21 protein-coding genes are annotated in these 18,263 nt (G+C 51.0%); 9 read left to right on the plus strand and 12 right to left on the minus strand.

Features of this window, described 5'->3' with window-relative positions:
* Positions 1-352 precede the first annotated feature (352 nt).
* Positions 353-577, plus strand: coding sequence for a hypothetical protein (locus QOL67_RS21545; RefSeq protein WP_283428060.1), 225 nt, complete (start codon positions 353-355; stop codon positions 575-577).
* A gap of 475 nt (positions 578-1,052) precedes the next feature.
* Here QOL67_RS21545 and QOL67_RS21550 read toward each other — a convergent pair whose 3' ends face one another.
* Positions 1,053-1,694, minus strand: coding sequence for a LysE family translocator (locus QOL67_RS21550; RefSeq protein WP_283428061.1), 642 nt, complete (start codon positions 1,692-1,694; stop codon positions 1,053-1,055).
* Here QOL67_RS21550 and QOL67_RS21555 point away from each other — a divergent pair.
* Positions 1,693-1,848: a hypothetical protein gene (locus tag QOL67_RS21555; RefSeq protein WP_283428062.1), complete on the plus strand. Its 156-nt coding sequence runs from the start codon at positions 1,693-1,695 to the stop codon at positions 1,846-1,848. The two genes, QOL67_RS21550 and QOL67_RS21555, sit on opposite strands and share 2 nt — an antisense overlap.
* Before the next feature lie 7 nt (positions 1,849-1,855).
* On the opposite strand, the gene QOL67_RS21560 is transcribed toward QOL67_RS21555, so the two are convergent.
* The 3 genes from QOL67_RS21560 to QOL67_RS21570 form a co-directional block, all read right to left on the minus strand.
* Positions 1,856-2,761 carry a bestrophin family protein gene (locus tag QOL67_RS21560; RefSeq protein WP_283428063.1) on the minus strand — a complete coding sequence of 302 codons (906 nt, stop codon included), beginning with the start codon at positions 2,759-2,761 and terminating at the stop codon, positions 1,856-1,858.
* A 331-nt stretch (positions 2,762-3,092) separates the two neighbouring features.
* Positions 3,093-3,428: a hypothetical protein gene (locus QOL67_RS21565; RefSeq protein WP_283428064.1), complete on the minus strand. Its 336-nt coding sequence runs from the start codon at positions 3,426-3,428 to the stop codon at positions 3,093-3,095.
* An 802-nt stretch (positions 3,429-4,230) separates the two neighbouring features.
* Positions 4,231-4,536, minus strand: coding sequence for a DUF4389 domain-containing protein (locus QOL67_RS21570; RefSeq protein ID WP_283428065.1), 306 nt, complete (start codon positions 4,534-4,536; stop codon positions 4,231-4,233).
* Positions 4,537-5,039: 503 nt separating this feature from the next.
* Between QOL67_RS21570 and QOL67_RS21575 the strand changes: the two genes are divergently transcribed.
* Positions 5,040-6,440, plus strand: coding sequence for an AAA family ATPase (locus tag QOL67_RS21575; protein ID WP_283428066.1), 1,401 nt, complete (start codon positions 5,040-5,042; stop codon positions 6,438-6,440).
* A gap of 16 nt (positions 6,441-6,456) precedes the next feature.
* Positions 6,457-7,299: a hypothetical protein gene (locus QOL67_RS21580; protein WP_283428067.1), complete on the plus strand. Its 843-nt coding sequence runs from the start codon at positions 6,457-6,459 to the stop codon at positions 7,297-7,299.
* 157 nt (positions 7,300-7,456) lie between these two features.
* Here the strand turns inward: QOL67_RS21580 and QOL67_RS21585 are convergent, their stop codons facing one another.
* From QOL67_RS21585 to QOL67_RS21620, 8 genes are all read right to left on the minus strand, one after another.
* Positions 7,457-8,815, minus strand: a complete 1,359-nt coding sequence (locus QOL67_RS21585; RefSeq protein ID WP_283428068.1) for a hypothetical protein — start codon at positions 8,813-8,815, stop codon at positions 7,457-7,459.
* Positions 8,816-9,460: 645 nt separating this feature from the next.
* Positions 9,461-10,330, minus strand: a complete 870-nt coding sequence (locus QOL67_RS21590) for a PIN-like domain-containing protein (RefSeq protein ID WP_283428069.1) — start codon at positions 10,328-10,330, stop codon at positions 9,461-9,463.
* On the minus strand, positions 10,263-11,879 hold the full coding sequence (locus QOL67_RS21595) for a DUF262 domain-containing protein (protein WP_283428070.1): 1,617 nt from the start codon (positions 11,877-11,879) through the stop codon (positions 10,263-10,265). Before QOL67_RS21595 ends, QOL67_RS21590 begins: the two co-directional genes overlap by 68 nt.
* 338 nt (positions 11,880-12,217) lie before the next feature.
* Entirely contained in the window at positions 12,218-12,847 is a 630-nt protein-coding gene (locus tag QOL67_RS21600; RefSeq protein WP_283428071.1) for a hypothetical protein, read from the minus strand.
* Entirely contained in the window at positions 12,834-13,046 is a 213-nt protein-coding gene (locus QOL67_RS21605) for a hypothetical protein (RefSeq protein ID WP_283428051.1), read from the minus strand. Before QOL67_RS21605 ends, QOL67_RS21600 begins: the two co-directional genes overlap by 14 nt.
* 321 nt (positions 13,047-13,367) lie before the next feature.
* Entirely contained in the window at positions 13,368-14,240 is an 873-nt protein-coding gene (locus QOL67_RS21610) for a YdaU family protein (protein WP_283428072.1), read from the minus strand.
* On the minus strand, positions 14,219-14,446 hold the full coding sequence (locus tag QOL67_RS21615) for a hypothetical protein (protein WP_283428073.1): 228 nt from the start codon (positions 14,444-14,446) through the stop codon (positions 14,219-14,221). The genes QOL67_RS21610 and QOL67_RS21615 overlap by 22 nt, the downstream gene beginning before the upstream one ends.
* 187 nt (positions 14,447-14,633) lie before the next feature.
* Positions 14,634-15,065, minus strand: coding sequence for a hypothetical protein (locus QOL67_RS21620; protein WP_283428074.1), 432 nt, complete (start codon positions 15,063-15,065; stop codon positions 14,634-14,636).
* 490 nt (positions 15,066-15,555) lie between these two features.
* Here QOL67_RS21620 and QOL67_RS21625 point away from each other — a divergent pair, with 490 nt between their 5' ends.
* The 5 genes from QOL67_RS21625 (at position 15,556) to QOL67_RS21645 (ending at position 18,234) form a co-directional block, all read left to right on the plus strand.
* The gene (locus QOL67_RS21625) at positions 15,556-15,816 is read left to right on the plus strand and encodes a helix-turn-helix domain-containing protein (RefSeq protein WP_283428075.1); all 261 of its coding nucleotides are present in this window, start codon (positions 15,556-15,558) and stop codon (positions 15,814-15,816) included.
* Between the two features lie 462 nt (positions 15,817-16,278).
* The gene (locus QOL67_RS21630; protein ID WP_283428076.1) at positions 16,279-16,554 is read left to right on the plus strand and encodes a hypothetical protein; all 276 of its coding nucleotides are present in this window, start codon (positions 16,279-16,281) and stop codon (positions 16,552-16,554) included.
* A 34-nt stretch (positions 16,555-16,588) separates the two neighbouring features.
* Positions 16,589-17,461 carry an ERF family protein gene (locus tag QOL67_RS21635; RefSeq protein WP_283428077.1) on the plus strand — a complete coding sequence of 291 codons (873 nt, stop codon included), beginning with the start codon at positions 16,589-16,591 and terminating at the stop codon, positions 17,459-17,461.
* A gap of 105 nt (positions 17,462-17,566) precedes the next feature.
* The gene (locus QOL67_RS21640; RefSeq protein ID WP_283428078.1) at positions 17,567-17,749 is read left to right on the plus strand and encodes a hypothetical protein; all 183 of its coding nucleotides are present in this window, start codon (positions 17,567-17,569) and stop codon (positions 17,747-17,749) included.
* On the plus strand, positions 17,749-18,234 hold the full coding sequence (locus QOL67_RS21645) for a hypothetical protein (RefSeq protein WP_283428079.1): 486 nt from the start codon (positions 17,749-17,751) through the stop codon (positions 18,232-18,234). Before QOL67_RS21640 ends, QOL67_RS21645 begins: the two co-directional genes overlap by 1 nt.
* Positions 18,235-18,263: the final 29 nt, after the last annotated feature.

Below are 18,263 nucleotides of genomic sequence, written 5' to 3' on the forward strand. Positions count from 1 at the left end.
TTCTCACGTTCACCTGCCTGCGTCAATGCAAGTTCGGAGATGGGAAATCACACTCCATCCACATTAGAGGATCCACGTGGATGGAGTGTGAGACAAAGTGCCCACAACAATGGGAATAACATCAAGCACCTTGTGCCTTTTCGCTTAACCCGCCCCTTCCATGCGCCATAAGCACGTACCCGCACGTACGTTGGCGCAGGTTAGCTACTGGCCTAATTCAATCGTCGAAACCACATGAACACCACCGGCACATCGTCCGTTTGGTTGTGGTCTCACACTGGGACGCAGGGCTAACACTCCGTTGAATTTTGCCCTTCTGACAGCATCCGACATCTGAAGAAGGAAATTCCTGATGAGCATATTTCCCATGTGGCTGAGAACTCTTTTTGGCCGAAACGAATACCCCTCCAAGGACCGGGCTTTCCTCAAACAGGGCAGGCTTTACAATGAGCACATTGATCACCTTCCGGAGCGGCTCTTGCGGGACGTTGGCATGACACCGGACGCCTATTCGCCAGAAAAGAAAAGAGCTCTGAATGACGCGAATTGGGTGCGAATTGGAATGATAAATATGTAAAGAGAGCAGCGTGAAAGGGGGCAGATAAACTAGACCTGCTCACTCAACTCACTTGGCGACGAGAGCCAGGTTTTTCACAGTGCGCCTAATCTCAAGTAGGAGGCTGTGCTGAAAGAACTTATCGAGAAGGCTCTCGAGGTAAATGGTGGTGTGTTCGTCCAGGTTTGTGTCCCATTCATCTAAGACCAAAACGTATGGTTCTTCCCACAAAGCCAATTACACGTTCGCAATAAACCGCTCTTCTGGTGACCGATTTTCATTTGGCCCTTCGAAGAACCTTGTATCCCGGTCAAGATAGACTGAACGCTGACCGACCAACGTACTAACGCTCGGTTCGTGCGGAAAAACCTAAAGACAGGTGAGAATCTCTGTGGACAGAGTTCAAAAGCCAGCCTTGAGCACGTCAGATCCTGCAAGCGGGGTTTTGGTTGTAGGTAAAGAGGCTGAATCCGTCCTTTTAGCCTAACGGCGGAAGTCAATTTCTATCCGTCAGCAACTTTAGCCCAGCAACAGAAAAGAACACTCCCAAGGTTGCCTGTATGTATCGCCGTGCACGGCTGTAAGCAGCGACCATGAACGAAGTTGAAAAGGCGATCGCATAGAGCGTGTGGGTCACTGTTGACAGGACAAAGATACCCAGCACGATTGCAGCTGAAACCCAAATTGGGGATCCTGGCTGCAGGCCCAATGAAATGGTAGCAATCCAAGCAAGTGCAGCTTTTGGGTTGGTCATCTGGACTGTATACCCACTCAGGGCGCAGCGAAGTGGCGACCGACCTTCTTGACCAAGCTTCTTAACTTCCAAATCATAGGTGGATGACGCCGACTTGAAGGACTTGTAAGCAAGCCAGAGAAGATAGAGGCCACCGGCAATCTTGATGAAAATCAGAGCTGAAGCGTATTTCGCAAGCAACGCAGAAAGGCCAGATGCAGCGAGGATGCCCCAAGTTAACGACCCCATCGCCACACCGAGTGCAAGCGAGACCCCGGACTTACGATCAATGCTCATTGATGTGCCGATGATTGCCAAAATATTTGGACCTGGGCTGGCTACCCCTACTAGAAAAATGGAATACGCCAACAGGATGCCAGGCAAGTAGATGGAAAGCTGATCCATGAAACCTCTTTCTTCTCATGATAACACAAACCTGAGTTCGCAAAGCAACCGTTTGAAGCCGCACAAAACACTGGTGTTGTTCTGGCTGAACCAAGACCTGATCCGTAAGTTGGGCTGGCGCCAGCAAAACAGCTGTGTCTACCTATTGCAGTGAGGACAATTTAACTCAGAAAATGGTTCTTTGCCATCAGAGGGACTGGCGCCGGTATGTCCAGAGTTTCAGAAACTGAAATTTCGATGGTTCGGCACATCGCATCGAGAGGCAGGCCATTCTGAACGTTGTGAAACGGCGCTTCCAACTCTCTGGTCACTTCCTGAAGTCCAAAGAAAGCATAGGACACCACAGCCGCACAGACTGGTGTGAACCAGTTTGCCGACCCGATGAGCGCAAACGGAAGCAACCAGCAATAGAGATACGTGGTTCTGCGGACTAGCAGCGAATATACAAACGGCAACGGAGTTGTAGCGATCCTTTCACAGCCCGCCTGGGAACGTGCCAGAGAAGAAAGTGTATCCATGATTGTCATTTGACCAAAACCACTGAGTTTATCAGCCTGGGCCAGTTGCCCCATTTGATCAGCCATTGAACGAAGAGCTGCGTCAGCGGGATTGTTTTTGGTCACTATCGATTCAGACCATTGCGCCCCAACCCAATCAGTGATGTCGGCCTGCACTTCAGTCTTTCGTAGTGCCCCTCGGTGCAAATGCGCAAAGGCAACCGCGTAGCTAAGGAGTGTTTTTCGATCATCTTCCGTCGCCAGAAAAATTCTGGCCTGATACGCCAATGCGCGAATGTCCGCGATCAAAGCTCCCCAGAGCCGGCGGGCTTCCCACCAACGGTCGTATGCAGCGTTATTGCGAAATCCCAGAAAAAGAGAAAGGGCGACCCCGATCACGCCCATTGCTGCGATCGGAATACGCGGCAATTCAATTACGTGGTGATCGACCAGCAACACGCCAACGGAAAGCACTGTGACTGTTCCGATATTTCCAATAATTTTTGGCACCACCGAGCCTTGCATCACAAGAAACAGTAGTAGCGGTGATGGTGGATCTCTGACGATCATGAGCGCCTCTTCACTTAGTAAGCTCCTTCTGAGCTGTCCGAGAACAAAACCTCCCAAAGTCACTGAGCTGAGTGTCAACTTACTCGGCTTCGCCTTTGTCTTGGCCAACTCAAAGAACGACGCACCCTGCCTAACCAAAAGGCTTCATGCAGGAGGTAGAGATTGTTTGGCACCGGCAAACTCAGAGGGTCCAATTTGTATCTCGGCTACGGTACCGGGTGATCCGCAGGATCCATTATGTAGTCGCTAAAGCAATGAACGCCTAAGAGGGACGATCTGTGCCCGCTCCTGCAAACAGCTGAAACTTTCGTAACCTAGCCGCCGCTATTGGTTAGCGAGTATGATACGCAAGTTGGCTTACAAGTTGGTTGCAGGTTTCTCTTAGTCCAATCATCAACTCCGAGGTCGTGATAGCGCTGGTAACATCCGTTTTGGCTTTCACCAGCAACTCATCGGTTGCACCAAGCTGACGGGCTTCGGCCAAGTCTTTCTTTGCTTCGTTGCGCAAATCTTTGGCGGCTGAGAAACCTCCGATGTAGCCGGCACATTTGGTAGCTGCCAGTTCAGCACCGGCCCACTGACGTGCCACTTTTTCCTCAGGCGAAGCTGGCGGCTGTACGCATCCGGCCAAGACAATCACCCATGGGCACAAGAACGCGATTTTCATGCTATCCCCCCAAGAATGTTTCATTGCAAATTTTGTCCTGCGGAAGGTGGCGGGTTTGAGCCAAAACTGCATTCAGTTTCCTACGAACGGCCACTAGAGCCCTACAAACTATCGGAAACACCCAACCAAATAAAAAGTAGATCACTAGAGCTGTCCTTGAATCTCCGCCCAATGCGATTTGGACTTCTCCGCAAAGAATTCCAACGGCGCCACTGATGATTAATAAATATAGCAAACACACAGCCATGTACGCCTCTCTTCAACTTGCCACCAATGGCGAGAACCCATAAATTCTCTCGCATACAGAGAATACGGGTTGATCTAAGTGCCGATCACGGCCGCTAAGCTAGGCCCAGTCTGGAGGTGGTAGGTAATACAGCTTGGGGAGTGCCCCCAGCTCACGAAGCACCTCAGAAAACAAGCTTGTGTCCCCCTCTCCCACCAGATGGTCATGATCGGTGCTTATGCTTTTCATATGCGTGGCAAGGGAGGCAGTACGTACACTGTGACGATGGAGTTAAAGGCGCAACTTCTCGCAACACCTACGGACTGAAATAGCCTTGCATGGGACCATAGATTGCTCCCCCTGCAACGTGCTTCGGTCAGCATTGCGGCTGGCTCGGACGGGCCACAAAGCGCGGTCTGCGACCTGTAAAAAAGTCTGGCTCCATGGCTGTCCGCATAGCCAGCGAAGAGCCCAAACCTTCCATTCATCAGTTGATCGGATACTGCGTAATAGCTGCCATTGGAGCACTCAGTGACATTGCAGGCAGTTGGGTCCACAGAGAACGAAAGCCCGGCGCTAGTCCAGCTCAGTCCAAGGCCAAGGCTTTACGTTGCTGGCAGCCGTTTGGAATCTTGCAGCCTTGGCGATCCAAACTCCCAAGTCGGTTCCAAAATCGGCCAACCGCTCATTGGGCTGCTGATTGTTGACCACCATTACAACAAACTGAACAATCGTCGCCACCCCTAGCACCGTTTGTGCAACTGAGATCATGATAGCGATCAGCACCATGTAGATGAAACGTTGGAGCATATTGTCTGGTTGCTCGGGTTCAATCTGTTCGCCATGCAGGCGGCCTTCAATCTTTGCTTCGTCGTGGTCCACAATCTCACCCCGTTTTCCGATTGAGCCTATACAATAAAATCCACCATCGGACTTTGGCAGCAAACAGCTGCATTACCAAGGCAGTGTAAAGACGCAGGGTGCAAAAAAGTGCCAACAGCAACGGCTACCAGCACCATCTGTACATTGGCGAAAGTTTCGACAGCAACCATGCTGCAGGCGCGACATTCTTTGACCAGGTATCCGAGAGCAGACGTACGGACAGCCAAGGCGGCCGAAGCCAATGCCGCAGCAGTCAACAATGTCAGCGAAACGCAGACTTCGGACTTTGCAAATTTTTAGTAAGGGCTCCGAGCTATCCCCCATCTCTTCCACTGTCATGATCGCAAATGGTCCTCTCAAGCTGATCTTGGCTGGCAACGCAGCCACTTGGTCCACCTCCCCCAAGTTGTCGGCTAAACCGGCATCGCGTCGAGACAGGCGATTGGCTTTTCAACGTGTAGTGGTCTATGCATATCAAAAGACAAAATTTGAGGGCATCCCGAATGGAAAGCGGAACAATCAAGAAAATCTCGGTAGAGAAACTTTTTGGGCAATTCGACTATGTTCTTCCTGACGAAGGATCTTTGACAAATCCAGCTATTCTTTATGGTGACAATGGAGTTGGTAAAAGTACGCTCCTGGCTCTCGTGTTTCATCTTTTGTCGAGTGCCGGAGATCGTGGTCACAGAACAGCAATTTGGAACATCTCATTCTTATCCTTATACGTTGAACTCAAGAACGGCTTCGTCCTCAGTGCAGAACGACCGCAAGGGTTAGACTCGTCTGTTATAGTGTTTCAGGTTAGGCGAAATCATGAGGTTCAAGCTGAATGGACTTACAGCAAAGGAAAAAGTAGCCGAAACTATGTAATTGACGACGATGTTAGTGATATTGTTTTGGAACAGTTATTGAACTCAAAATTTATTACTCCCAATATAGTTTCAGAATTGCGGACAAAAAGAAGTGAATCCATCGAAGATGGAGTTCTACGAGGAGAGGCCGCTTATCTAAAGGCGTTAAAAGACTGCTCTCCTACCATATTTTTGGTAAGTGCGGAGCGTCGATTGGACAGCGATTCTGTGTCTGATCCCGCGGAGGAAATGGAGCTGCGGGAGATCCTGCATGATCGACGAGGCAGCAAGGTTCGAGATCTTGTTAAAGGATCTAGGCAAATCGCCCTGAAACAAGCGCTAATGAAGGCTTCGGCGTGGGTGCAAAATAGGGCGCTTAGAAGTGCAACTCAAGGGTCAATGAATGTTCATTCAGTTTATGAGCAAGTGCTCGGACAACTCGCTGTCGACTACCCTTCCGAAAATAATGATACACAACACAACAAAATAGAAACGTTACTCAATCGGCTCGATACAATCGAGAATAACAGCCAAAGCTATTCTGCATACGAGATGACAGGGGCTATGGACATGACCCGTTTCAGAGAAGCGCTCACGTCGGGACCAGAACAGGGACGGAGCATTTCAGCAAGGCTCGTTGACCCATATGTGCGCTCAGTTTTGAGCCGACTTGATGCGATTTCCCCAGTCTTTAAAAGCTTGGACCTTTTTATAAATCAGATTAACTCGTTCCTAACGAGAAAAAAAATGTGTTTCTCCATGTCCAAGGGATTTTCCATTGAAAATAGTGCCGGAGATGAACTGGAAGCTTATCAGTTGTCATCTGGCGAGCAGCAGCTTCTTCTCATGTTTTGTTATGCGTTCACCGCGCAAGATCAACCTAGTGTATTTATCGTTGATGAACCTGAAATATCTCTGAACATTAAGTGGCAAAGAAAGTTACTGCAGGCTTTGTCAAAAATTACTCACGGCACCGAGACACAGTTTATTTTTGCTTCGCACTCGTTGGAATTAATTGCTCAACATCGTTCTTCCGTCGTTGAGATTTCTTGATATTGGGTCTGTTTGAATGAGTATTCCAAAGCGAAAAGTTGAAGAAATTAGACTTCGGTATGAGTTGGAACCAGAATTGAACGACGTTTACGTCGAGGGTTCTTTTGACAAAGAGGTGGTTGACGGAGTCTTGAGTTTCTATCCTGAGAAATTTCGGCCTTGTTACAGTATTGATGATGTGGAGGTTAGCGGAGGATTACTTAAGAAGCATGGCCTGACTTCAGGCAATAGGCAGAGAGTCATTGCCCTTGCCTATGAGTTGAGCCTCCCAATCGATACCGATGTACGGCTTTTAATTGATCGGGATTTTGATGATTGGCTTCGCGCCACTGATCCGGCCAATGGATTGGTTAAGACTAAATTCTGTGATACAGAAACTACTTTTTTTAGTGAGGATTTCGTTAAAAAAATCTTGTTAGGGGCTGCAAAGTGTAAAATTCCAGATTGGGCAGGCTTCTTCTCTGATGTGAAGTTGTGTCTCTTTGATTTGTATTGCTTGAGACTTGAGGTGGTATCAGGAGGGTTTAATACCGCATTGATTGATATTCGACGCTGTTTGACTCTAGCTGGGGGCAGTCCAAATCTAAACATCAATGACCTGATCGAGCGAAGCCTGTCAGGTTGTGCCACAAAACATGAACGTCAGGAGTTGTTTGAAAAAGTCAAAGATAGGGCGAAAACCTTACGCAGGGAGCCACATCAGTCAGTCACAAGAGGACATGATTTCATACGAGTCTTGGGATGGTGTGTAAGGCAAATGAAGGGTGTAAAAAGTTTTCAAGACGAAGAGGCACTGGAACGTTTGCTGGTTCTATTGGTTGGGGAGAAAAAAGACGACTTAATGGAACCAATTTCGTAAGCAGATTTAGTCATACGAACGTGATAGTCGTTTTGCGTCCAAAATGGGCAGCAGCCTAACAAGATAGATGGTAGATGAAAGGCAACTTTGGGCTGATAGTGTACTGAACCTCACTTCTCTTTGGGCCGTCAGTAGAAGAATTCTTCTGAAGCCTAGGTCAGCCGTTAAAATCCTCCGCATCCTCCGCAATTGCGTCTATCGATACGTCTTCAGCTTTTGGTTTGTCAGTTTTGATCTTGGGTGCAGCCTTCTTCCAGACGGACAGATTGGCGCCCACTTCACCGTAGAATAGTGGAACGACCTCCTCTAAGTCGGATATGAAGTTGGCCTGTTGTGTGAAACGCCCACCCAGGCGCTTGGATAAGAAGACGTGAAAGCCGTGCGTAACCAAGTGGTCCTTGCCTCCTTGGCATATATCAATGTCGTCCCGGAGTTCTGAGACCAGGTGCTGCGTCGGCTCGCTGGCGCCAGGCCAAAGCAACCGAATATACAGTCCGTCCATGTTATCGGCCTTGATCTGCCGAAGAAGCCAATTCACCCTGGCTTTTGTCGACTTCTTGTCTTCGGGCGCACGGATCGTCATGCCTACGTCGACACACCGCCTCTTCAGATCCGCGGTGACTTCAATAGGGGCGGCGGTGTCCGGAACATCCAGAATGCACTGCAACTGGTGTTGTTCACGGAGCAACACCAGTTCGTCCTTTTTCCGCAGAGCCGGATCATTGATATGTTTTCGAGACAGTTTTTCACTGACGGATGTTTCAACAAGGCGGCTCAGGATCAGCGACAGATCACGTGTTTCCTGATGCCAAGCGTCAATTACGATCTGTGCCTCAGGCAACCGCGCAGGAATAACGCCGCCAGATGACACCAATTTGTTGAGATCGCCCCATTCTTTGGGCATCCTATGGAAGCCCTGAACCCCAGCACTTTCATGATTGAGAAAACGCCGAAGCTCATTGAGCAACAGTAACTGATCTTTGTCCTCGACCTGCTCCTGGCTAATCAGCAACTCCGCTGTTGTGACGACGTGCATCCATGACCAGTGATAAACATCAATCTTGGACCTGCTCTTCCTGACTTCCTCCACCGGGTGAGCGGTTGGCGTCGTGGCAAATTGGTTGGATATGGTGATAACGCAATCTACGCCGTTCTCCTTCGCAAGAACGCGATATCTTTCAACCTGCTCAGCCTCTAGAGTATTGTTCCCGACTTTTGTTTCGACAAGAGCCTTCCACTCGCGAGAGCCAACCTTCATGACTATCAAACCATCCGGCCGATCTTTGATTGTCTTGGATTGGCTCTTGAAGACAACCTCCGTAAATGCATGAACTTGAGCTCGTTTTCCGCGCTTCTGACCAAGCGATTGCAGCAACGCGGCTCCCAGCTCTTCAATCTGAACCATACAGGCGAGCACGATGGACGTTGTGCGGCCTTCTTTTGACGTGGTTGAAAGCACAGGGAACAAGCGAGCAGCTTCGCCCTGTATCAGGTATTCAGGCAGCTTCTCAGTCATCTATGCACCCACAACTTGAAATTGAGTCTCATACCCAAATAGACAGGCGGCACCGCTTTCCGTCAAGTTTTGAGTGAAGCATCATTCTCGGAACGTGGCCCCAATACTTTGGAGCTCCGACGCGGGCGAGGCGCAACCGTCATCCTCTACCTTCAACAACCACCGCGAGCAAACTCAACGCGCCTACAAATCGCCCCCCTGCCCGCGTGATCCTAGCATCCACGACCGACTCAACCCGCCCCCGTACAACCGCGAACAGCGCGTACTGCTGATCGCTTCGCAACTGCCCGATATACCCCCGCCAGCGCATCCAGTCGTTGACCGCGTCGCGGTGGCGTTCATCTTCACTCCGCAAATCCGGCTTGTCGTCTGCTCGAGCTTAAGGTCTCTCCTCCATTTGTGCGAAGTTGATTAATGGCTGGCAAGTGCAGGAAGTGGGTTTTCAAAGTCGCGCGTTCGGCCCATTGCGGCCGTCCAGCCAAACTTTGAATGCTGCGGTGCGGCTCGTCGAAGCAGCCAATGGTGCATGGAGCAGCATTTAAGGTGTCATGCGACGCCCCGTATGGCTATGAAAGTGATTGCAGGCTTCTTGTCTCTATGTCGAAGTTAACTTATTCCACCTTGCCGCTGGGCAATGTAATCTAACTAGTTGGCAACCGAATCCGCAAACTTGTCCAATGTCCAGATTTCAAAGTCGACCTCGAGGAGGGCCTTGGCCTCAGCGCATAGAACAGGATGAGCCTCTCCTTCGCGGCACCAGTCGATTTTTCCATCGTTGGTAACAAGTATTAATTTTGAAGGGGTTGCCCCAGCCTTGATCATCGTTAGCAAGCCAAAGAGTACATCTACCCAAACATAGAAATCCCCGTCGCCGACATCACGGAAGCCCGGTGGGGTCTTAACCCTCTTTCGGTGCTCAGCAATCTGATGAAACGCCATACGTGGTGCATAAGGAACGGTAGCTTTTTCAGCCAATGTTTCGAGAAAGGTAATAGTCTTATGAACAGTGTCGGGATGAAATAATTCGCTATTGTCGTTTTTGAATGCATCAAGGCCAGCACTGATTTTCTCGAAAGCTTCGCCCTGAGTTTGGTCATATCTTGCGACTTCAGTCTTAAAGGCCTCAAATTTTTTCTGCATTCCTTTGGACACCGTATCCACAGCAGCAAGCTGGTTGTTCCAATACTCTTGGATGACTTGCCCTGGCAATATTATTGGACCGGCATGCTGTATGGATAGGTAGTCAACAATGTCGGAGCTTTTCCGATGTTGAGGTATTCTAAGTACGGCGTTTGCATCGATAGCAATTGCCGTATCCGCCAGATTGGTTGCGTCGGGAGACGCTTTAAGAGCAGAGATCAGTGCTTCAAGCGCTGGAATTTCGATTTGGCGGTCAAAAACCGCTATCATCCTTCCAATAATCTCATCGGCGTTTTGGGAAGCACCGCTAGTCATACCAGATTTCGCCAGCAGCTTTTGCCAGATCTTCACCAACAGATTTAACAGCGTCGACATCCCATATGTTATATCCATTAAGAGCGTCTATCCATTCACCGTCTGCAGCCGTTGGCAACAACACCTCCTTAAAACCCACCCAAGTTAAAGCCCCTTCAGGCCTCCTGCTTTCAGTAGACAAGAAGCTGTTCCCAATTCTTGGCCCCCAGATTGAGCGCTCATCATCATCAAAGCCACCCCAATCAGTTACAGTTCTCGGAAGTATAAAATGCAACGTCTCATATTCGTTAGGAACAATTGTCTCTCCAATTATCGAACTTCTTAAAAATGTAAGGGTGCCCTTATTGAAGGAACGCTTTTCGATCCTATTTACGAACTCTTCTTTGCTGGGGTTCAGATCGGCAAATTCTGTCTCCAAGAATGCCCAAGACTTTTCGTCTGCTACTCTTCTCGCGGCGTCGGAAAACCGTCTTTCAATATTACCGGTACCAAGAGTACCGACGACCATACGTCGAACGACAAGTTTCAATACGTACTCAAGCCCTTTTCGTGGATCAACCAAATCGCTAATCGCCATCATAAGAGGTCGGACGGTGATCACGTTTAGCTGATTAAGCGCCGAAAACACTCGCAAAGCAAAGTCGTCTGCGGGTCCAGAAAGCGTTGGATCAACCATTTGAGAATACAACGGGAAACGAGCTTCCAAAAGGTCCAGCAAGCCATAGGCGCTAGGCGGCTCCTTAGATGCAGATTTGGTTCTACCAGCAAGGAATGCAAATAAGTCGCGGGGCAAAACATGGCCACTATCTACAGTCACTGCGTGCCGTATGTATTGGACGAAGCTTGTCGAACTAGAAGCTGGGAAAGCGCCCGAAAGGCTTTGCCAACGACCATAGACTTCCAGTTTATAGTCTTCTTTAGTTTGGCTCAGTATGTAGTTTTTGAGCAGATCTGCAGTCGTAAGGTCTCTCCCCCTAGTGTTGATAACCTCAAACAAACTATAAACGGTGGCCGGATCAGGGTGAGCAAAAACAGCAAAATAGAGTTTGTGAGTTATGAATTCCGTCCACTTTCCAAGCCTCTTGAAAGGGTCAGCAGACAAATCCACAGCTAGCGATCTTGAAATCAAATCGTAGGAAGAGCGCATCTGCGCAGAAACTCCTTCCCCATCCTTCGCCTTCTTGGCCTCAGAGCCGTTGTCAAGGATGTCTTGAAGCGTCTCGTTATCCTTCGGATCCGTTAACACAACTCGAGGATCCGTCTGATCAGTTGAATAATTTATTGAACGTAAAAAATCTGCCTTGAGGCGATCTGCGAGTGCATCTCTACCACGTTTCTGTGCTTCGTGGTACAGTGCAGCCGCCAGCAGACTTAGGGTCACAATCCGCTGCTGCCCATCCACTATCTGCCTACGCGTTTTCTCTTCTGTAATTATTACCAGCCCCAAGAAATAGCTGTCTTGATCAAGAGCGCCCTGAATATCTCCAAAGAACTCTTTAACCTCATCGTTGGACCAAGAGTACTCTCGCTGGAACGGCGGCACTTCAAAAACTGAACTCGAGAAGAGCGAACCAGCCGAGCTGGCATTTGCGTCTAATCCTGTTTTCAAGATGTTCCCCATTTCTGAAACTGTCTATGCAACGCTTTCGAGTCACCTTTCCTGTAGCGGTTGAAGCATACAATCAGGCCGATTTAAATGGCCTATCCGCAAATCTATTGCCGAAAACTCTATCCGTTGCTGCAAATTCGGCTCTACTTTCAAGAATTTTTGCATGAATGCAGCCTTGCTGGCCAAGATGGTCGAGGCACATCAAGTTTAACGGACCTGCGTCCGGAGAATGCGCGTCTGCTATGGCCAACCGACCGCGAAAGTTCGCGTTCGCAGCGAAGGTCTGGTATCCGCCCTTCTGCAGATGGGCAATGTCTGCTTCGGGCAGACAGCTGACGTTACCCCCCTGCATCAACAGGCACAGCAAGCATTCTCAACGCGTCAACAAACCGCTCCCCTGCCCACGTGAGCTCAGCCTCAACAACCGGCTCAACCCGGCCCCGCACGACCTCAAATAGCCCGAATTGTTGATCGCTCCGCAGCCACCCGATGTACCCCCGCCAACGCATCCAGTCGTTCACGGCGTCGCGGTGGCGCTCGTCTTCACTCCGCAAATCCGGTTTGTCGTCCGCGCGAGTTTCAAACCGCTCAGGCATCATTTCGATCCTTGTGCCTTTCGCGTGAAGGCTCTTGCAGAGAACGACTTTGGCATAGCGCGCTTCGGTCGCCGTAAACGCCGCGTAGATGCTCCAGAGCTTGGCAGCCTCCTCCTCGTCGCATGCGAGGTAGATAGCGCGTCCTGCGGCCTCTCCTAGCGCTTGGCTGCGCATGTTTTGCCGGTTCTGTACGGTGTCCTCCTGCCCCATCATTCGCGCTCGTGTGGACAGCACCGTGCGCTGCGGATCCCGTTCCTGGCTAATCTCTGCCATACGCGCCTTGCCTCGCTTCTTGGGGCGCGGTGTTGGCGCCAATCCAGGCAAGTCCAGCGGCGATTTCTTGGACTTCCCGCGGCGATCACCCTTCCCCATTTTTGCGCGCTCCGTACTGCTCGGTTGCGATGTTGATCACCATCTGCTTGATCCAATCATCGTTGATTTCTTTTGGGTCGATTGCAGCGATGCCTTCCTTGTGCCAGAGCGCCACGCGGGCCTTGTCGCGGTTCTTCAGCAGCTGCGCGTGATCGCGTTCGTCTGGACCCTTGCTGTAGACCGTTGAGACCAGTCTCATTGCTCACCTCCAAATCTCTTCGGCTGGAAACCGATCTCGTCCATGATTTCCTCTGCGCGCGCCCTTCCGCATCGCTTCCTGCGAGGGGCTTCCTGCTTAGGCGGCAGGCTGGCCACGTAGTCCCTGCCCCGCCATGCTTTGAGGGTTTCTGCAATGTGTCCCGGGTTCGGCCTCTTCGATGGATTGCGTCGCCGCCAATCGCGCAGCGCAGCTCGAACCTGATCTTGCGGCCAGTCCTCGAGTTCGTCGCACCAGTCGGCGAGAACGGCACCCTTCATTTCAGGCGAAAGTGGAGCCTGCCAGTAGCCTTGCATGATGATTTCAACCTCGAACGCGATCCGGGCCCGATGGTCTTCGACTTCGTGCGGCAATAGCGATTGCGTCAGACGTGGGGTCGGTGTTGGGAGTTTTGAAATTACTGCGGGAGCGTTGGTCATAGTTGCCCTCGATCAACTTGGCGAATGAAGATTGGCGGATCAGGAAGTCGAAGTTCACGATCCAACCTCGGTCGTTTTCTCCGTTGCAGAGGGGCGATGCCCGAGCCTTGGCGAGTGCAGCACGCCAACCTACGATCCCTCCCGCTTCGTTCAAGCGAGCCGCCAGGGATGATCGTCTGGCGGCGCTGATCTTCTGAACCCTCGGCCACCCACACGCTGCCGCTGCTTCGTTGTAGTCAAACACCGCTGATGCGATTTCACCCACCGGCTGCGCGTCGTTGCCTGACGACAAAGAAGATACGCTAGTATCTTCTCTTATCTTTGGTTCTGGTTCTGGTTCTGGTTGCTTAGGCATTGCTGCAGCATTGCTAGTAGTTTTGCTAGCCTTCGGTTCTTTTGTTTTCAAAGACTTAGAGCGACCGCCCTTCGATCCAGCGACAACTCGACGTTGATGTTTGATTTTTGAGTCTTTCCAAATCTCAAGTAATCGATTGTTGAAAATCTTGCCTGATCGCGTCGCAAAGAACTCATCGAGCACGATGCGAACGGTCTCCTTTTCCTCGTTTGTACGAGCACGAAGTTTTCTAAAAACCCAGTCTTCATCAGCTGGAATTTTGCATCCGGGCGAACGCCAACAAAGGCGAAGAAGGCGATTGTAAGCACCATCCTCCGCTAGAGTTAAGTGCGCAGTGTCCGCCTCAAAATCGTCAGCATATAGAGGGAAGTACGGGAGGCTCATCTTTCCACCCAACGCCATTCCTGAGGCTCCAAGTCCTCAAACAGGCCCGGCGAAACAGCTTCCATTTCTGACGTCAGCTTGTGGTAAGTGGCCGTGGTCACACGCCCACCTCCGGACAAAAAGTAGACCGGCTTATCAGTCGCGCTGTCGCCCACAGGAAGGGAGCAGAGCAGCGTTTCACCTTCCTTAAGGCGGCGCATGACCTCTTTCTGGATAACTGCCATCACCTCGCCTCAAGTCTTCCAAGGGCTATCGCTAGCCGCTTTCTGATTGATTTTGTTCTGGAGGATTTGGGTGCCACGCACGGGCATTCATTGAGCGCTACGCGTAACCCATGCACTTCGGTCAACGGGATGCGTATTACGGCATACCCGTCTTCTGAAGTGAGTTTGGGGCGCAGCGGCTCAGACATTACGCCTTCAACTTCTCGATAGTGGAAAGCGCGGTCTCTCCAGCGTGAAGCATTTCTTCCACTTCAACACGAGCTTCCGCCATGGCTTTGGGATCGCCGGTTTCAGCCGCAAGGATCAGCGCGTTTACAGCCTCACCGGCCTCCTTGCCGACTTCACCGGCAAGCCGTGTAATTGACGGACCTTCCTTTGCGGCCACGCGGTCTTCGACTTCCTTGACGCGAAGTTTTGTAAAGCGGTAGTCGCCCGTCGCGTCCTCTAGAGCGTAGACGTAGATCATCGGCACTGCGGCAAAACCGTTTTGGATCCGAGAGATCGTCCCTTTGGAAATTTCATGCCCTAGCAACGCAGAAACCGTGGCGCAGGCTGCCTCTACCCCACCAGTTTTGCTGACAAGGCGGCGGAACATGTTGGCGTACAGAAGATCAGACATTTTAAAACCCGTTTTTGTTGTGAAGGGAGTGCCGTGCGTGCAGTTTGAGAGGGAGAAAACCTCTTAAAAAACAGCTTGTGTCAGGCACATCAGCAACTTCTGGAATGTGGATAGGGATATTTGCGAGTACATCATCGGTTGGCTGTCCCGTCACAGGACCGAAAAAAGTCTTCTGGACTGAGACATGCTCCGAGAACATGCGCGTCTCTGAGAAGAACTTGTGCATGCTTCATGGGAATTACCCCGTCGGTCCCTCCTTTACGTTTAGGAGATCGCCATGCGTAAACACGTGTTCGGTGAATTCCGAGGTGGTCAGCTACCTTTGCAGGACCACCACATCTCTCAATTATGCTGCTTGCCGGTTCCATACCACTTCAATTAGTGATTTTCACTAATTTGGTCAATATATAAATTAGCGTTTTTCGCGATACAAGTTCAGACACAAAAAAGCAATTATCGCAGCATGAAAACAGTAAACGCGGAATGGTTGATGGAACGGCTCACCGGTGAACACGGGGAACAAACCCGGCTTGCCGAAGCCATGGGTATCGATAGCGACAAGCTGTCAAAAATCCTTAAAGGGAAGCGACGCGTTCAAGCCAAAGAGGTTCCTGGCGCCCTAGCTTTCTTCCAGAAAGAAGACGACGATCGTTGGGCTGAGTTGATCAAGACAGTCTCTCAACTGGACGAAAACGACCAAACCCTAGTTGAGACTTTTGCGCTAAAACTCCTCAAAGCTAAGGGAGCTTAACAAGCTCACGTAATTTGCTGTTTTCAAAAGAATAAGCACCAACGGCCAAGACGTTCCAAGTTGGTTATTTTTGCTGCTCTTTTGACTTCGTACATTGCTCTAGCATCAGCAGCGTTATGGACAACTCTAGCCCCGCATTCCGCATGCGCTCTCTGCGCGTGCATATGAGCTACAAGTTTATTGCGACGGTACATCCCCATGTAACACCGTTACTAACTTCAGTTTCGCAGGGCACGAACAAACACCACGATGGATAAAATCCCACCAGCCATCCATGGGCCCAAAGAGTCGGCCCAAGGCTCGGTGTATTTGACAGGCAACCTTTCCGGTCTTGTTAACTGTCCTCCACATTTTAGCGTTTTTCACTATTTTATACTTGACCTACATTAGTGTTTTTCACTACACTACAGTTAGGCCGCCGAAGACGCAGTGGCAGATCGCGGCATCTGGAAAGGTAGTGAAATGCAGTATCAATCTATCAAAACACCATCTTGGACTAACGCCGAACTCGAGGTCGATGTGACCGATATCTGGGTCGAAGAATTCGATCCGGAAAACGAAAACGGCGAAGAAGTCATTGCCTACCTCTCCACCAACACCAGCGGCTTCATCACCGTCGATGGCATCAGCATCGATGATGGGGTGACCAAGATCTACCGCTCCCGCGAGTGGACGGAAAAGATGATCGGCTTCGACGCAATCAACCGCATTGAGGAAAGCGAGCAAGAGGCTGCGTAAGCCTCTGCCCGCTCCAGTTTTGAAGGAGCAAATTATGAACAACCAAATCGCACAGGTTGAGGATCAAGGCGCAGCACCGATGCTACCGGCCGATCCCATGGTGAGCATGATTGAACGGGTCGCGATGGACCCAAACGTCCCGATCGAGCGCCTAGAGCGAATGATGGACCTAAAAGACCGGCACGACACCAACCAACGTGAGGAAGATCAGCGCGAGGCAAAACGCGCCTACAATAGCGCAATGGCAAAGGCGCAGGCCCACATGCCAACTGTGGCCAAGAGCAAGCAGAACACCCACACGCGCAGCACCTACGCGGACCTCTCCGACATCGAAGAGCAGGCAATGCCAATCGCGTATAGCCACGGCTTTTCTGTAAGCTTCAATCCGGGCGGCAAAGACGACAAAGACAATCTCTTGGTCAATTGGTCCGTGATGCACGAGAACGGGCACACCGAAGAGGGGCAAGCGGCCTTCCCGCTGGATGCTGCAGGCTCTCAAGGGAAAACAAACAAAACCGGCATTCAGGCTATGGGCAGCACCATGACCTATGCGCGCCGTTACCTGATCTGCAATTTGTTCAACATCGCCACCGATGACGACAACGATGGCAACGGCCAGCAACAACGCCCGCCCAACAAGCAATACTCTTGGGCAAACACAATCACCGAGAACCTGCCGGAGAACGCCACACCGCGCGAAAAGGCGGAAGCAATCGCAGATGCGTTACGCGCTCAATTCGGCCGTATGAAAGGCAGTCGCCAGATCGACAACGAATGGGATCGCCGCGCGGCTATAATTGGCGAGCTTGAATCCAAGCACTTCGACCTCTGGGAAGCCGTGATCGAAACCTACGAGCAGCGTCGCCACCAGTTGGATGAAGAGCGCATAGAAAAGTCGCGCGAATAATCGTCGTCGCGGTCCAAATTTCACTCTCATTGGCAGCCCGGATCACGACGGAGATATCCGCGTATCGAACCGGCAAACTTCAACCCAGTTTTAAGGTTTAAAGTCATGACTTTAGAAAACATGCCTAAAGCAGTTGATGAATACCTCTCGCGCGAGGAAGCGGCCATGAAATCGCCTCAGGGTGCCAATCATAGCGCGCTCTTTGAGAAGGTCGGAAAAGCCTACGGAATTGATCCAGACGACCTGTCAAACGCGGTCCTTGAACGAACCATCTTGGGAGCAAACTAATGAGCCAGCACCCACTAAACCTGCGTCCTGCCAGCATGGTCATCGATGGTGAGGAATGGGTTCCCAAAACCTATGCCGACGCCCTTGCCGACAAACTGCGCGAACAACAACGCAGCCGCGCCAGCCACAACCAGCAGTTTGCCGAGATCAATGACCTGTGGGCCAATCTCCCCCATCACCACGCGAGCGCACCCTACGCAAAAAGCGCCGGCGCGTTTCGCAAGCACGGCCTGATCGCTACCGGTCATTGCGATACGGAGACCATCGTTTTTGAAAGCAAGGCAGCAGCATGTGCAGCCGCACCGGTGATCGCCAATCTGGCGCGCAAGGCGCATGGCTACGCCCTCGTGATCGTGCGCAAAAACTTCGTTATCTGCTCCACTCCACACAGCCAAAGCTACAAGGCCATGGGCAAGGAACGCTTTCAGGCGAGCAAGCAAGCCGTACTGGATTGGGGTCACAGCATTCTCGGGGTGGCGGCATGAGCAATCTGTGTGGCCGTCCAATCTACCTG

Source organism: Shimia sagamensis (assembly GCF_900182745.1).
Taxonomy (GTDB): Bacteria; Pseudomonadota; Alphaproteobacteria; order Rhodobacterales; family Rhodobacteraceae; genus Shimia; species Shimia sagamensis.

Bases quoted from the DNA above. Each gene is read 5' to 3' on its own strand.
- QOL67_RS21610 (WP_283428072.1), bottom strand. From the start codon at position 14,240: ATGGCGTTGGGTGGAAAGATGAGCCTCCCGTACTTCCCTCTATATGCT.
- QOL67_RS21625 (WP_283428075.1), top strand. From the start codon at position 15,556: ATGGAACGGCTCACCGGTGAACACGGGGAACAAACCCGGCTTGCCGAA.
- QOL67_RS21585 (WP_283428068.1), bottom strand. From the start codon at position 8,815: ATGACTGAGAAGCTGCCTGAATACCTGATACAGGGCGAAGCTGCTCGC.
- QOL67_RS21620 (WP_283428074.1), bottom strand. From the start codon at position 15,065: ATGTCTGATCTTCTGTACGCCAACATGTTCCGCCGCCTTGTCAGCAAA.
- QOL67_RS21600 (WP_283428071.1), bottom strand. From the start codon at position 12,847: ATGGGGAAGGGTGATCGCCGCGGGAAGTCCAAGAAATCGCCGCTGGAC.
- QOL67_RS21635 (WP_283428077.1), top strand. From the start codon at position 16,589: ATGAACAACCAAATCGCACAGGTTGAGGATCAAGGCGCAGCACCGATG.
- QOL67_RS21545 (WP_283428060.1), top strand. From the start codon at position 353: ATGAGCATATTTCCCATGTGGCTGAGAACTCTTTTTGGCCGAAACGAA.
- QOL67_RS21580 (WP_283428067.1), top strand. From the start codon at position 6,457: ATGAGTATTCCAAAGCGAAAAGTTGAAGAAATTAGACTTCGGTATGAG.
- QOL67_RS21630 (WP_283428076.1), top strand. From the start codon at position 16,279: ATGCAGTATCAATCTATCAAAACACCATCTTGGACTAACGCCGAACTC.
- QOL67_RS21645 (WP_283428079.1), top strand. From the start codon at position 17,749: ATGAGCCAGCACCCACTAAACCTGCGTCCTGCCAGCATGGTCATCGAT.
- QOL67_RS21565 (WP_283428064.1), bottom strand. From the start codon at position 3,428: ATGAAAATCGCGTTCTTGTGCCCATGGGTGATTGTCTTGGCCGGATGC.
- QOL67_RS21640 (WP_283428078.1), top strand. From the start codon at position 17,567: ATGACTTTAGAAAACATGCCTAAAGCAGTTGATGAATACCTCTCGCGC.
- QOL67_RS21550 (WP_283428061.1), bottom strand. From the start codon at position 1,694: ATGGATCAGCTTTCCATCTACTTGCCTGGCATCCTGTTGGCGTATTCC.
- QOL67_RS21615 (WP_283428073.1), bottom strand. From the start codon at position 14,446: ATGGCAGTTATCCAGAAAGAGGTCATGCGCCGCCTTAAGGAAGGTGAA.
- QOL67_RS21555 (WP_283428062.1), top strand. From the start codon at position 1,693: ATGAAACCTCTTTCTTCTCATGATAACACAAACCTGAGTTCGCAAAGC.
- QOL67_RS21605 (WP_283428051.1), bottom strand. From the start codon at position 13,046: ATGAGACTGGTCTCAACGGTCTACAGCAAGGGTCCAGACGAACGCGAT.
- QOL67_RS21575 (WP_283428066.1), top strand. From the start codon at position 5,040: ATGGAAAGCGGAACAATCAAGAAAATCTCGGTAGAGAAACTTTTTGGG.
- QOL67_RS21590 (WP_283428069.1), bottom strand. From the start codon at position 10,330: ATGTCGACGCTGTTAAATCTGTTGGTGAAGATCTGGCAAAAGCTGCTG.
- QOL67_RS21560 (WP_283428063.1), bottom strand. From the start codon at position 2,761: ATGATCGTCAGAGATCCACCATCACCGCTACTACTGTTTCTTGTGATG.